The 14917-nt window shown below is 44.6% G+C and carries 9 protein-coding genes and 1 pseudogene; 3 read left to right on the top strand and 7 right to left on the bottom strand.

Annotated elements, in window-relative coordinates:
* Window positions 1–197: 197 nt before the first annotated feature.
* The gene (locus N6G83_RS45155) at window positions 198–3449 is read left to right on the top strand and encodes a hypothetical protein (RefSeq protein ID WP_260524184.1); all 3252 of its coding nucleotides are present in this window, start codon (window positions 198–200) and stop codon (window positions 3447–3449) included.
* Window positions 3450–4173: 724 nt separating this feature from the next.
* Here the strand turns inward: N6G83_RS45155 and N6G83_RS45150 are convergent.
* The 3 genes from N6G83_RS45150 to N6G83_RS45140 all read right to left on the bottom strand — a co-directional run bounded on the left by N6G83_RS45150 (window position 4174) and on the right by N6G83_RS45140 (window position 8837).
* Complete coding sequence (locus N6G83_RS45150; protein ID WP_211136536.1) at window positions 4174–5949, bottom strand: UvrD-helicase domain-containing protein; 1776 nt, start codon at window positions 5947–5949, stop codon at window positions 4174–4176.
* 10 nt (window positions 5950–5959) lie between these two features.
* The gene (locus tag N6G83_RS45145) at window positions 5960–8008 is read right to left on the bottom strand and encodes an ATP-dependent endonuclease (RefSeq protein ID WP_211136535.1); all 2049 of its coding nucleotides are present in this window, start codon (window positions 8006–8008) and stop codon (window positions 5960–5962) included.
* An 82-nt stretch (window positions 8009–8090) separates the two neighbouring features.
* Window positions 8091–8837 carry an HNH endonuclease signature motif containing protein gene (locus N6G83_RS45140; protein ID WP_211136534.1) on the bottom strand — a complete coding sequence of 249 codons (747 nt, stop codon included), beginning with the start codon at window positions 8835–8837 and terminating at the stop codon, window positions 8091–8093.
* A gap of 646 nt (window positions 8838–9483) precedes the next feature.
* On the opposite strand from N6G83_RS45140, the gene pfkB reads away from it, so the two are divergent.
* Window positions 9484–10425 (top strand): 6-phosphofructokinase II, encoded by a 942-nt coding sequence (pfkB, locus tag N6G83_RS45135; RefSeq protein ID WP_161738663.1) that lies wholly within the window; start codon window positions 9484–9486, stop codon window positions 10423–10425.
* Between the two features lie 317 nt (window positions 10426–10742).
* Window positions 10743–10907 (top strand): annotated as a pseudogene (locus N6G83_RS45130) (dihydrodipicolinate synthase family protein); the annotation flags it as partial.
* 254 nt (window positions 10908–11161) lie between these two features.
* On the opposite strand, the gene N6G83_RS45125 reads toward N6G83_RS45130, so the two are convergent.
* From N6G83_RS45125 to N6G83_RS45110, 4 genes are read right to left on the bottom strand one after another with little or no spacing between them, the layout of a single operon-like run.
* Window positions 11162–12100, bottom strand: a complete 939-nt coding sequence (locus N6G83_RS45125; protein ID WP_211136533.1) for a helix-turn-helix domain-containing protein — start codon at window positions 12098–12100, stop codon at window positions 11162–11164.
* 49 nt (window positions 12101–12149) lie between these two features.
* Complete coding sequence (locus N6G83_RS45120) at window positions 12150–13340, bottom strand: MFS transporter (RefSeq protein WP_080673387.1); 1191 nt, start codon at window positions 13338–13340, stop codon at window positions 12150–12152.
* Complete coding sequence (locus N6G83_RS45115; RefSeq protein ID WP_211136532.1) at window positions 13327–14631, bottom strand: amidohydrolase family protein; 1305 nt, start codon at window positions 14629–14631, stop codon at window positions 13327–13329. The genes N6G83_RS45120 and N6G83_RS45115 overlap by 14 nt, the downstream gene beginning before the upstream one ends.
* Entirely contained in the window at window positions 14628–14897 is a 270-nt protein-coding gene (locus N6G83_RS45110; RefSeq protein ID WP_211136531.1) for a hypothetical protein, read from the bottom strand. The genes N6G83_RS45115 and N6G83_RS45110 overlap by 4 nt, the downstream gene beginning before the upstream one ends.
* Window positions 14898–14917 lie beyond the last annotated feature (20 nt).

The raw sequence follows: 14917 nt of genomic DNA, 5'->3' as shown, positions 1-14917 counted from the left end.
CGCGGTTCGTGGGGCTTACAACCATGCACAGTATTTGGAAGGGAGGCGAGAAATGATGCAGTGGTATAGTGATTACATAGCTAGCTTGTCTGAACATAGCACACTACTGGTGTTTTATTCAAAAAAACAGTATGAATAATAACTCCAGTGAATAAACACAAGGTTTTGATGTCGGTGACAAATGGAGCATAACAATCATGAAAGTACAGGAAGCCAAATTTTCATCTAAAGAATTTCTAAAGCGTCGTCGCCCTGAAAAATTTTCTGATTCAACGATCCGAGAGACAGGGTCTTTAGATAGAGTTGTACTTGAGCATTTTCTTTCTACTCTAAATACAAGAAATCAAGAATTACAATTCGAAGATTTTGCTAAAAGAATATGTGAGAAAATAATTTGCCCTAATCTCCTTGAACAGACAGGTCCTGTAGCTGGGGGGGATGGTAAAACTGACACACAAACATTCCCTGTTTCGGAACAAAATAAGCTTCTTTGGTTCGAAGGTGTTAATGAAACATCAAATAAAGAACGCTGGGCCTTTGCGGTAAGTACACGTAAAGACTGGAAGAAAAAATGTCATGAAGATGTGCTTAAAATAAAAGAAACAGCTCGTGGTTATAAAAAAATATTTTGCGTAACAAATCAATCGGCTAAGTCAAATATTCGTTCAGAGGTTGAAGATACCTTAAAAGCACAAACAGGAATAGATGTCCGTATATTAGATATTAATTGGATACTAGATCAAATCTACAAAAATCATTTCGAGCAATTGGTCATTGATACATTATCGGTTCCAACACAATATAATAGAGAAGTTATTTTTGGAGAAAATGATTATAAGAAGCAAAAAAAATATGAAGAACTAACCGAGTATATTAGAGGAAAAATAAACCCTGCTGGAATTTCATATGAGCAAGTGGACTTTTTCTTAGAAGTTGCAGAGTTAAGCGCTGAGCTTGAAAAAGCGATAATTGAAACACAAGGTCTATTTGAAAGAGCTATAAAAATCTCAAAAAAATTTGGTACAAACCAACAATTGCTGGATGCGTATTATCAATACGCTTGGAAGGCCCATTTTTGGATGGAAGATTTTAACCTTTTCGAAGAAAATCTTCAATTAGCGTATGAATGTATAGCATCATCAACTAACTCCTCAAAATGGGAGAAAGTTTTAAACTTAGTAACAGTCCATAAAAGTTATATTAGACTTAACAACGCAACATCTACAATCGACATTGAGAATATCGAACGTAATATGCTCGCTAAACTAGATGAGATAGCTGACGATGAATCTCGTCCCAGTAATGCACTTACAGCGAGAACTCACAAAGCCATTTATAAAATGACAACGTTTTCAGATGTAGAAGATGCTTCGGTTGTATTTGAAGAGTTACATGAAATTTTTAAAAGTAGTGGAAATTTAATAGGCTATCCTTTTGAGAAAAACTTCCAACTTTTGAACGAACTAGATGACATTTTTTTCGAGGTTGATGCATATGAGAATTTATTAGACTATATGACTGAGCAATCCGCTCTTAGAGGCGGTGAAGTTAAAGGGGCATTATTAAATCTACGAAGAGGCATAAAGAGAATTCAAAATGGTCACCCTTATCAGGCAATCAAGTATTTAGGAAAAACTTTTATTCCACTCTATAAAGAGGAATCACGAGATAAATTTATATTAGCATTAAAAGCAATAGCTTATGCTTACGAATCCATTGGGTTGCTATGGAGTTCACGTTCATGCTTGCTTCTATCCGCTTCTTTGATTACAGATAACTACTGGAAGTATGATGAGATATCATTAAAGCAGGTTGAGATTTATTATAGTTTATGCCTAACGGAAATAAAAATAGGAAAATTAGCACATGCCATTTTATGGTATGAATTGTTTTTAATAATTAACCAGAATATCAGTGATAGCTCGTTCGGTGATAAAGAAAATCAGCAAATTGATTTTTACATAAGCCAACTTATTTTGAACACTGATCTAAAGGAAATAAATCTACAGAGTAATATTCCTGATGAACTGGATAGATTAGGACTTTTTGTATCATCGGGATGTCTTAAATATGCTTTAGGTTATATTGAAGATTTTGAGCGTGAGTACGATGTTATTGCAGATTATGATAATAATGATTTTTTGCAAAAAATACGTGACTTTGATGCAGGATTTAATAGTCAAGGCATAAAAGATAACCATGGCAAACGAGGAGTATATACATCTTTTATTTTTGGATGCACCATAGAAATCAACTTTCCGAATCGGTCACCATTTATAGAGTTTTCAACTAATGTCTTATCACTTTTAGAGAGTGCTTTTGCAACTTGTGCGATTGATAACATCCATCTAAAAGAAGCATTTTTAATTATTGAAGTAATAGCAGATGACGAAGATGACTTATCCTTATCACATGAAATAAATAGCAATAGTGGAAAACTAAATCTTACAATAAATTGTTCTGGTTTTGATGCAAGTGATTTTATAATTGATGCTCAACGAAAAATCACCAATGAATTCAAGAAAATAGTATTTGATCTTGTCCCTGAATTATTTTTTATAAAAAATACAGAATACATTGAAAAAATGATATTCGAAGATGCTGCATTCGACAGAGCAATTAGTTTCGGTGCCTGTATCAAAGCTATTGAAAATGTTCTTGGAAATGATATTGATCAACAAATTAAGAAAATTCATTCCACAAGTGCTGAAAAGAAAACTTACCCTCTTCTAAGAGATAAATCCTGGGATAGTGAATTTCCGAAAGTGTTGGAGATCGAGGATATAAATGATCCAACATTTGGGAAAGGAAGAATGCCTGAAGAGGAACTTAATTCCGAAAATATAACACATAAAGATTATTCCATACAAAGTCTAATCAAACCTCGTCTGTGGGATAGGACACGCTGGAAAGGGGTGGGCTTCGTTCAATTCAAAGCATGTCACCCAGGATTATATCTATTATTTAAAGACTCCGGTGTGGGTGAAGATATTTTTAAAGATCTTATATCATCTGTAGGCTTATCAGATAATAAATCCAGATTACGTGTTTGTATCGTCAAAGGTATCTCAGTTAAAAAACCAGCTCATTATAGAGTACTGATATCTGAGAATATGAAGAATGCTCCAATGACTAAAAGAATGACGATGATCAGCCGAATTAACACGATGACTCCCGATAACAATGTCAACCTTGATAGATTCCTTGCTGCTTATCATTCCTGCGGAAAATTTTATCTCGGATGTGATGCAATGTTAAAGAATATTACTACTGATTCTCCACGAAAAGACAGTCTAGGAATAGAAATGAGTACGTTAGATGTTAGGTGGGCATGGGAAATTGGCTTGAATGATGTTGATTGTATTGGTATCAATTTAGATGACGATGATCCATATATTCCAGATGATGTGGCTGATGCTCCATTATTAGAGTTGATAAATGCCAAATAGTATTATGCTATGAGGAACACCGCCTCTTTAATGGGGCGGGTTCAAAACAGTTATTTGAAAATCACTTAGAAAACATGTATTAACTTAGAGCTGATCTGACAGTTTTCGGTTAGTTATGACAATATCTTTCAAATTACATCTGGCTTAAATGCTTCTCAGTTTAGAAGCATTTTAATAATGACAATAATTAATCTTAATTGTTGTATATAACACAGCAATCTCTGACGGGTTATTTCCTTACTCTACAACTCTACAACTCAACAATACATTCAAGTCCGTGATGTGATCGAGAAGACCAGCTCCGAAGGAAATCTTTGGATAACAACATCGTCCTTGGTCGACCGGAATACTACCTTGTCGCGGCTCTAACCTTCTGAATGTCTAGATATTAATCGAATGTATTACAAGGGTTCTGTGAACCACTGCTTTGCTTTATTGGGATAATACAAGGTGCTATTTGTAATGCCCGTGTATGGCCCTACGCTGCCAGCATTCGTGTACAAAACGGTCGCTGCGAGTAAGAAGCGGGCATTTCTTAATCAAGATAATTGATGCATCATGCTGGCATGTACTTTTTCAAGTCACATATTCTATATGCCATCCTTTAAGTACCAGCGCATCACGCAAAATCTGCGAAACTCGGCTTTCGTTCGCTGCAAGACATAACAATTTCGCTGGTCGAGACATTGCTACGTAAAGGTTGCGCATTTGCGCCTGTTGAGTTTTAGGAAGCTTTGAAATTTTTTTTTGCCGCTGTTCCTGCAATATACTCTAGCCCCAGTGCAACATCGAACTTACGACTAAACCCACCGTAGGATTCAAGGATTAAAGATGCGGCGTGAGTTTCGCCTTTCATCCCTGCAACCGTACCGAGTCCAATGTCGAGGCTTCTCCCCTGAAAACTAATTTCACATCTCGCCGAGGCAGAAGTGTTTAGTCTCCCCCTCTCGCCTGCGTCTTCGAAAGTGCTCAGTCCCTTAAATATTTCAAGGCTTATCTCTTCGGGAAGGTATGGCTTAAGTTGCGTGTAGAGCAGTTCTGTCAGTGCATCTCGCTGACCATCTGTACAAAGTTCCTCTCCGTACAATGCGAGCTGCCGTGTTAACTTATCAATTGTTCCAGTGGGTGTAACAGCCTTCGCAGCTCGTGAAAGCGCTCGTGCATCACGAATGTCTTGCGCCCACGATGCCCCAGATGCACGCAGAATAATCAATAACGCTCTGCGAACGTCTGAAACTCTTGAACTCAAAGATGTTTCTTTCAAAGCCCCTTTACTGTCACCGATGAGACTCCAGAAACTTTCTGAGCGTATTCCTGCACTAAGCTTGTCTCCGCCATAGGTTGGACAGTAATCAAGGAGATGACGACCTGCGTCAACGTTGCTCTCACCGGTTTTGCGAGCGCTCATCGCCTTAACTTCGCGCAAACCGATGTTGTCCTCACTCAGTCTGTCGATAACAATTCGACCAAAGTGTTCGACCACTTTGATAGCACTCTCCGTTTTGTACAGTAATAGAACTGGGGCATTAGAATTTTCGCCCTCACCAACAACAGCCTCGCCACTGACACGGACACACCCTACAGCATCGGAAATTGATTTACCGAACCGTTTGCTGGTGCTTATACATCCATACCCAGCCCGTGGGAATGTGAGTAATTCAGCTTGTTCTTCATCAGAGAGAATCTTCTGATCGATATCCCCAAAACGCTGCATCACTGACCGGCCATCGAAAATACGATTTAACAAGGACTCTTGCTCCCAGGAGGTATCCTGCATTTCGTCGATGAACACCATCGGGAAGCGACGATGGACAACATCAAGAAGCCTCGGGCAGGTCTGAAGCGCAAGGTCAGCAAATGCAAACATGTCACGATGCCGAAAAACACCTTGACACGCCAGCATGTTTTTTAGTTCTATCAATGAATTGTATGATTTGGTGTGCGATGCGGGTAGGCTGCCGCTTTCAACATGCACTCCAAGCTCTGCCGTGCGATAGAAGAGCGTAGTAGCAATACCTTCACCATTCATCTGTTTCTCCAGATAAAAGCGAAGGCTTGAAAATTTCCTCGTCAGAAGTAGGGAGCGAGCTTTGTCCGCGAACACCTGATCATCAATGACATCAATCTTCATTCCTAGGCTACGTAGTAAGGGCATTGCAAAGAAATGATTGACGAAGCTATGGATAGTACCAATGAAATGGGGGTAGCTCAGAAGCTGGGTTCCTTCAACTGTTCCCGCCAGGCGATGTGCAATCTCATCGCGAGCAACGTTAGTGTGACTTAGAACACATATGCCTCGGCGTGCATGAGGCCATTTCCTAGCCAGCAACAAAAGTTTTGCTGCAAGCAGCGATGTCTTCCCACTTCCGGGTACTGCATTAAAATCACGCGATCCGTTTTCAAGTAGGGCAGAACGACGTTCAGCATCGTCAAAGTTCAGGTCTCTGGCTAGCGTCGTCAGTTCGACTAAGTCGTCTGGAGAGAGATGGACAGCACTCATTTATGATCTCCTAGATACCGTTTGTTGCCGCGTTAGCCGGAACGGTAGAGCTAGCCGACATGGCTGTTGTTACTGCCGCCGTAGTTGCACCAGTCGATATGGCAGCTCCGGTAACAGCCCCCGTCAGCGCAGAGGATTTGGATTTTAGATCTATCGTCAGGTGTGATAGTGCAGTTTGCACGTATGGAGGTAGTTTATTGAACAGTTCGTCATTCGTGCCATACGCGCCTGTAGAAACCAGCTCAGCTGCATACTGAGCAGCTATGGCTTTCGAAGCTTTTTTCTCTTGAAGAGGCTGATAAATAATTGCAGCGAGAGCTTCATCGGAGTGACCCGCAGCCTCCAGCGCTAACCAGTTCGTTTCTTCCGCTGCAAGTGTCTCAACTTCGTCGCTTTCTTCTAACCTTTCATCACGTGACTTAGCCTTTACGGCAAGAGAAATGGCGAGGTACATCAGCTTAGCGCAACCGTAGTGGGCAAGATCATATTCGAGTGTCCACCTATCAGATACGCAGACGATCGTGTTACCGCCTTCCGCACGGTCCTTTTTGCTTTGCACTACTTGCTTCATTTCATCAGCGTCATAATCCGAATCGAAGCGCTTACCCTTAGCGGGTTTTGAGACGTAGCTTTTTGCTACGTCAGGCACAATGTCCCGGTCTGTCAGGCATACGACCGGTATTGGGATATCCGGGCCGGTACCTTCTCGCTGGAGAATGCGGGCGTAATGGTAAAGCCCGGTATTTCCAACGTTAACAAGTGATACACCGTGCTTTGAGAATGAGCGACCACACATCTCTGCAATAGCTGGTAGCAAGATTGCTTCAGCAGGCCCTTCCACCATCATGACACCGCGTGCAAAAAATAGATTCGCTTTGGTTGCATCGATAAAACGGCGAAGGAAAGAGTAGTCGGTACGCTTTAGTTTCGTTTTGCCGACAGCTAAAGGGAAGGTCTGTGCCTTGTGCACCAGTGTTATATCTTCAATGCGTGCAGTTGATACCAAAGAAGGGCTGTGCGTCGTCATAATAACCTGAACCCGCTTATGCGCCTGATCATCGTTAGAGTGCTCTTTCAGGAGATCCATCACGCGCTCTTGCAACTGAGGGTGGAGATGCGCCTCTGGTTCCTCAACGAGAAGGAGGCCCAGTTCTTCGCCATCTCGCAGCAGCACCAGTTCAGTAGCCATAAACAATGCATTGTTATACCCAAGACCGCGAGCGCAACGAGCGTCAGGAGCAATGTGTGCTCCGGGAAGCAGCGACAGCTCGAATTTCTCTAGAATAGGTGTAAGCGCTAGATTGGGTGTGATACGGATGCGCGACTGAATTGCATCTCCGGAAAATGCAAATTGGCTTAAGTAGTTGTCATTGATGTCCTTCTCTACACTTTTGATAACTTGATGTTGACCAAGGTGGTGCTGAGTGAACGCCATCAGGCCGACTAGTTGTGTAGGAATGTTAGTTGGCATTGTCTGATCGAAGTCGTTTACTTCTTGGCCAGCAATAAGATTATGGGCTCCAAGAATCTGGGATAGACGTGATTGGCGCCCTGAGCTTAACTCCGCCTCAGCATCGCGTAGGGGCCTTAAGTAAGTTGCCCGCACCAGCTCTCTTACCGCGTAACCCACTTCTGGCCCACTGCCATTTACTCCAGTTCGCACAATTGTTTCAACACGTGAACGCTTAGTTGCCTGGGGGGGGTGGAATCGTGCCTCAAGATGCAGAATAAGGGAACAAGTTCCGTCTTCACCAAGTGTCAACCATTCAAGGACTGAAGCTTCCTGATCGGTACTTAGCCCACACAGAGTGGCTTCGATACAAAGGGTATTAGAACGAATCGCGCCGTGAATGTGAAAATCTTGCTCGAAGAGACGGATGTTCTCATAACTGGTCGTCAGCAGCACCTGGCGGATAGCATCAACGATACAGGTCTTTCCTGCATCATTTTCTCCTACAAGGATGTTTAGCCCCGGATTGAGCTCCCAGTCGAGTGCAGGTGCGGATGCACTATCTCCAAAGGCACGATAGTTGCGTGCGCTGATGTGCTTCAGATACATGTTCTCTCCTTAGTAGAAATTTCACATTTGATGCATCGTAGATGAAACGGAATGACGATATTACGTTCTAAATTTATGTTGGTTAAAGTGTCGGGAAACGGACTTTGACGCGAGGTATTCCCAGCATAGTGCCTTCCAGTGCCGCATAGCGGAGGTCGTCTTTTGCTTCATCTGATAGGCGAATGATGCCATCAAGAATAAGCAGGTGGCCTGAATCCAGCAGCGTATGCAAATCCGCAGCAAGGCAGATTCCGTTTTCCACGCTCGCATTACCCCCGCTAGCGTGACTAACGATATGGGCGGCCTCGAGAGCGAGCCGTGTACCGGTAATAGCACACTGGTTTTCCCAGTTTGATATCACTGCACGTCTGAAACGTCCCTGTGCGGGGCGGATCTCAGCTCGAGTGTACTTTCTTTCAAAACCAGAAAAATGCGGCACCGATAACAGTTCACGCTCTAACTCGCTTTTATATAGCGCATAAAGCTCGCCATTATCCATCTCGTCAAGCTCATCGTCGCGCCAGCCAGCATTCAACAACTTTCTGCGCGCGGCGTTGTAGTCACGGACGGATTTATCCGACAGGTCGCCCCGACGCTCCAGCACAACGCTATGATCTCCGCGCCGGACAGACTTTGTTCTGTCACCGACCTGCATCGCCTCCCCGCCGGACTCAGCAATAAGGTCGGCACGCCACGCGGCATGAAAAATGTTCTCGCCCACGTATTTGTTCGCTGACGCTGCGCTGCTGAAACGTTCGCCATCTACGTATACCCAATATCGCCTTTTTTTCATCCGCTCGGCTTGTTCCGGCGTGTAACGTTGCGTCATAAACACGATCCTCTTTGACTACATATTTGCGACTTCGGTCTGTATATCGAAATGTGCCTTGTTGTTCCCGTCAGAGTATCAAATACCTCAAGGGAGTGATGCTCTTACTTATTGGCCTGATGTCATTGAGTGATGTGTCGTAATGGGACCATTTTTACTTCTCCCAACGTCTATTAAAATCTACCAAATACTCTTAGGCTGCCTATTACAGCTGATATCACCGTATCCCAACGTCTACCTGGTTCTACTGAAATCTACATGTATGTGGGGGTATATCTGGTGGTATGTCCAGGCTCAACGAAGTGGGCACCCCAATGAAGTTAAATGCCCGCCAAGTAGACACCGCCAAGCCCAATAAGATGACGCCGTAGTGTTTATTCCTGTACGAGATCATTTCGAAGTAAACAGACGTCAACCGACGTCTTTTTTATGCCCTGGTGGATCCGAAAAGAGATGATGATATCGCCTCTTCAAACAGCGTTTCCCGCCCACCTGCTGCTTAAGAGAACAAGGGTATATACTTGTGGTGTACGGATATATTCTGGCTCGGGTAAATGCTCCCAGTCTCGGTGCATGACCACCGTTTTCCCTTTTCTTCCTCAACCAAATCAACAAAGTAAAATCAAAATAAGAGGATTTGACCATCATGACTCAGATTTTTACTTTAACACTTTCTCCTTCTCTCGATAGCGCGACGACAACTCCCAGGATCTACCCTGAAGGGAAACTACGCTGCACCACCCCCATTTTTGAACCTGGTGGGGGTGGTATCAATGTTGCCCGTGCCGTTGTTTATCTTGGTGGGCAAGCCAGTGCGATCTTTCCCATTGGCGGGCCAACGGGCGAGCATTTAAAAGAGTTGCTTGATCGGGAAGGCATTGTTACAGAAACCCTGAAAGCTCAGGACTGGACACGGCAGAACCTGCATGTCCATGTGGATAATAGCGGTGAACAGTTTCGCTTTGTTATGCCAGGGGCAAGGGTTAATGATGCCGAGTTTGACCAGATTTTGTTGCAGGTGCAGAAGATCCCTCATGGTTCGATTTTGGTGATTAGTGGCAGCTTGCCACCGGGCACCACGCTGGCAAAATTAACCGACCTGATTAAGCAGGCGCAAGCTATAGGATTGCACTGTATCGTCGACAGTTCTGGGGATGCTTTACAGGCCTGCCTGGATGTAGGGGGGCTGGCTTTGGTAAAACCGAATCAGAATGAGCTGTCTGCGCTTATCGGGCGGTCATTGGAGCATCCTGATGATGTGCGAGCTGCCGCTAAGGAGTTGGTGCAACAGGGGGGAGCTGAGCGGGTTGTTGTATCACTAGGCCCTCAAGGAGCTCTCGCCGTTGATAGTGACACCTGTATACAGATAGTCCCGCCACCGGTGAAGAAACTTAGCACCGTCGGGGCCGGTGACAGCATGGTAGGCGCGATGGTGCTGAAATTGGCGAACGGGGCAGACTTGGTGGATATGGTTCGGTTCGGCGTCGCAGCGGGCAGTGCAGCCACGCTTAATCTTGGAACGCGGCTCTGTTCACTGGCGGACACCCAGCGCCTGTATGACTATATCTGCAAAAGTTCGCGTGGCTGAGCCTGGCAAACCAGGCGAAACGGGTTATTTTGCAATAGGATTAATCATCCGTAAGCCGCTGTGCGCTGTGGGGACTCCCGCGAAGGTGCGTAAAGTGGTTGTGAAAATGCTGGTGGGTTAATTTCCCTCGCCCGGCGGCGCTCGCTTCCGGGCTACAACTTTTGTACCTCGTTTCATCATTTCGTGATCCAAACTAAAAAATTGCCCTTGATGATTTTTCCCGGTTTACCTCTCCGCGCATCGCGGCATAGCATGAGAGCTAAATTAATGATTGTTGTTCTATAATGTAGAACAAAATAGGTCAGCAAGGAGACCTCATGCAGCATACCGCGCAGTTCTCGGGGATTATTCCGCCTGTCTCCACCATTTTTAACGCCGATGGCCAGTTAGATAAACAGGGTACCGCCGCGCTCATTGACGACATGATTAACGCCGGTGTCGACGGACTGTTCTTTTTAGGCAGCGGAGGCGAGTTCTCCCAGCAAAGCCCCCGATACGACAGGAGCCTTCTACCTTAACCACTATTTGCCTGATCATGCCGATGAAGTTGTTTCTTCTCCGCCATATACCCCGTCAGCCACATCGCCAGGCAGGCCATAGCCGCCACTACACTCAGATGAGGTTACTGAATTATTTTGTCACGAATACTATCGAGGTCAACTCAGCCATACCCAAATCAATTGGGGATTGAGGCTTTTGAGGGAGAACATCTCATTCGATGGAAATTAGCTGTCCCCTAACCACTACTTCTTATACGTCGACGATATTCCGATGGCGTTATCCCTTTAAAACGCCGAAATGCCCTGATGACGTTATTCGAATGCCCGAACCCTACTTTTTCCGCTAGTAAATATAACGGTTCATCCGTGTTGACAAGCAATTGTTCAAAATGATTCATTCTGGTACGGAAAATATACTTATACGGTGGCATACCAAAGGTATTTTTGAATACGCGAGAAAAATGAAACTTGCTGAGTGAAACCAACGTCGCCATCTGATCAAGGGAGATGTGCATATGCAAATTGGCCATGATGAAATCTCGTAACGTCGCTTTCCTCGCAGAGGAAAAAACTCCGCCCGACCTCACTTTGCTCACTATGAGTTCCGAATGGTTTTTCAGAACATGTAGAGAGAGAAGTGATGCAATCGCATCAGTATATAAGCTTCCTAGTAAGCTGGGGCTCGCCATTTCTTCTTGTAGCTGAAAGGCCAATTTCAGCATCAAATCATCTACCACACCCATTCTTGGTATCAATGTTACCGTAGTGTTTCTACCGTCTATTCCCTGAGCCTCTTCTTCCAACGAACTCACTGGCAACAAAATTCGATAAATCAGCGACTCTTTCGAAGAAAATGACTTTTTCCCCCAACGCCATGCAGATCCATTTCTCCCTGCTGGAGCTATGTACCATTCATTGTTTCTTTTAGAATATTTGCGCCATGGTTCCTGATTAAAACTGACTTCACCGTGTTCAGTCTCCCCACAGAACAGCACCAATTGATGTTGTACCGTTGCAGGCCTGAGGCATTCATCCACAGCGAAAGGCTGTTTGTGAAGCATGGACGAGATATTTAGCTCATCACAGTGACCAGAGTCTGAGATCACATCCTCGGGCGGTAACTTAAAGAGTTGGTTAACCGCAATATCTTTTTCTACTCCACGAAAATTGCTCATCTTATGCTTCCCTATTACTAAGGATCCTGAGCATAAGTGTAACATCTGTCTATAATTTGTTCTTGTTTTTTAGTGTATCCTGATAAGGTCTTGGCTTATGGTTGAAAGTAAACCAAGCTAAAAAGGCCGCTATGATACAGAGAACTAACGAAATGTAGGCAATTGAGGTGAACCCTTGGCGATTGAATATATAGCCGTACACTAGCCCACCGATCATCGTTCCACTATAAGAAAGCGCGCTGTACATGCCTAGCGTGGCCGTTTTGTAAGAGGGGCTTAATTGGATCAACAAACTTACGATTACATTCAAACCAAAATGATTTGCCGCTCCCCAAAGTAAGCAAGCCACCAACAACAGATAAATGCTTGATCCACTCACGGACAAAATGGAATATATCAGCGATATAGTAATAAAAATAATGTAGGCTGAGGATTGAGGGCTGAATTTATCGATCCACCGAGCCTTAAGGCTGGCCACACCAAAACCAATGCCGTAGGCCATGGTGATAAGCCCAGCCAGAGCAGCATTATTATAAAAGCTGTCACGGGCAAATGAGCCAACGAACGAGTAGAGCCCATAAAATGACGTCATGTAGAGCAACGTTACAACGAACATAATCAAAATATCAGGGTTTTTACGATATTCTTCAAACGGAAAACCAAGTTTCTCCGCTGGTGTATCAATCACTGGTAGCCTTTTGCTGAACAGTAAGAACACCAGCCCCAAGACCGCCATTAATCCATAAGCCACTCGCCAGTTTGTTATATCGGCGATCACTGCGGATAAGGGAATACCTATTACCATGGCAAGCGACCACCCGGTGATGACTTTGCCCAGCGCCTCAGACTTTTCCCCTTCTGGTGCAACATCCGATGTTAACGTATAAATAGCGGGCAGCATCAAACCAGCAGCTACGCCTGCTAATGATTGAGCAATAGTGAGCATCCACCAGGATAGAGAGAGGCCGCTCAGGACAATCCCTACGACCATCAGCATACCTGCATAACGTATTGTACGCGTAATACCTATTTTTCTCGCATAGGGTGCTAGAAATAGTGAGGAAAGCGCCGTAGCGCCACCATAGGCGGAAATCGCCCTGGATATCTGTGCCGTAGATGCAGAGAGGCTTGATGCAATATCGTTCAGAATCGGGCTGATTAAGAATGAATTACAACCAATGATCGCCACTGCGACCATTAATATCATAATACTTCTTCCCGACTCTTTATTTGATGGCATAATTCACTTCCGATTTAGGATTTGTATTTTTCTCGTGTTGCTGTGGTGATATTTTATTTTTGTAAATCCTCCCTCCTTTCATAATTAGAAGCAAACTTTCCTGCGCACTGAGTACTGTGATATCCTCAGAGGGATCTCTATCGTAAATAAGGAGGTCAGCCAGTGCTCCTTCGCGTATCACACCGATTTGGCCCACCAACCCAAGCGATATGGCATTATTAGTGGTACAGGCCTGTATTGCCTCCAGATTCGAGTATCCTCCATATTTAACCAATAGCGCGGGTTCTTTAGCGTGATGGGTACCATAGGTCATAACCGGTGAATTACCTGTATCGGTACCACACATGACGGGGATACCAAACGCCTTCAGTTTGCCTACGTTCTTTACGGCGCTATCGAAATTGCTGCGGATACGTGATAACTCCTTATCCGGTATCGCTAATCTCTCAGCGCAAGAAAGAAAGGTATCCAATGCCGTTAAGGTTGGCATAATCGGGATCTGCTTTTCTCCAACGACAGCCAAGTCGAGATCCGTCGCCAAATCTGCGTGCATTATCCAATCTACCCCCGCTTGTGCTGCAATACGTGTCGCACCAGCTCCACGAGCATGGATCGTCACCTTGGTATTACGCCTATGTGCTTCATCAACAATGGCAGATAACTCCTCCGCAGAAAGAGTCAGGCACTCTCCCCATGCGCTATCCGCTATTTTGATTAAATCAACACCGTGTTTACACTGACGCCTGACTTCTGTAATCATCTCCAAGATATTGTTAGCCAAAACGCCCAAAGAGTGATCGGGGCTTCCCACCCATGAAGGCTCTGGATCAGAGAGACTGCCATATGTTGAGATAAAACGTCCGGCTGCAAATACTCTTGGCCCATCTATCATTCCCTCGTTGATGGCATCCCTGATAGCCACATCGATAAACCAGGCTCCACCGGGGATGGAAATCCCCGTCACTCCGGACATCAGTACCACTTTGGCATTATGTGCAGCCCTCAGCGCAGCGTATTCGGCACTGAAAGTGCCTTGATGATTTTCATTGTCAGCCTCATCCGGATAACCAAACGAGAGGTGGCAATGGCCATCAATAAGCCCCGGCATCAACCACATCCCCTCGGCATTAATGAGTTGGTCATATTCAGCTTCCAGGTCTGGAGACATGATGTCAGTAATGATGCGTTTTATTATGCCATCATCGACAATAATCGCGGCTGCAAAGTAAGCTTCATTATTATCACCATCAATCACCATGGCATTTTTAATCAGTGTTTTAAAGGTGCTCATTTATACATCCTGTTTAGTGCGCTGATAAATATCTTTGCGACTATTTTTGTCGAGGCGGTATTCTGCCCGGTAATTAACTCCCGATCGATAATCGCAAAGGGTAGCCAGTCAGTCCCTTTCTCGAATATAATCCCTGCATTAACCAGCGCCTCTTCCGCAGTAATTTCAAGTTGTTGCCCTATCTCTGTATCCTGCTCCTCCGAAGTACTGAACGACGTCACTCGGTAGCCGCGATAAAGAAATGAGGGAAGTAGCGTGGCGCTCAATAACGCCACCGGAGCATGAC

It is taken from the genome of Serratia sp. PL7 (genome assembly GCF_945957435.1).
This window is presented reverse-complemented; position numbering and strand designations above follow the sequence as displayed.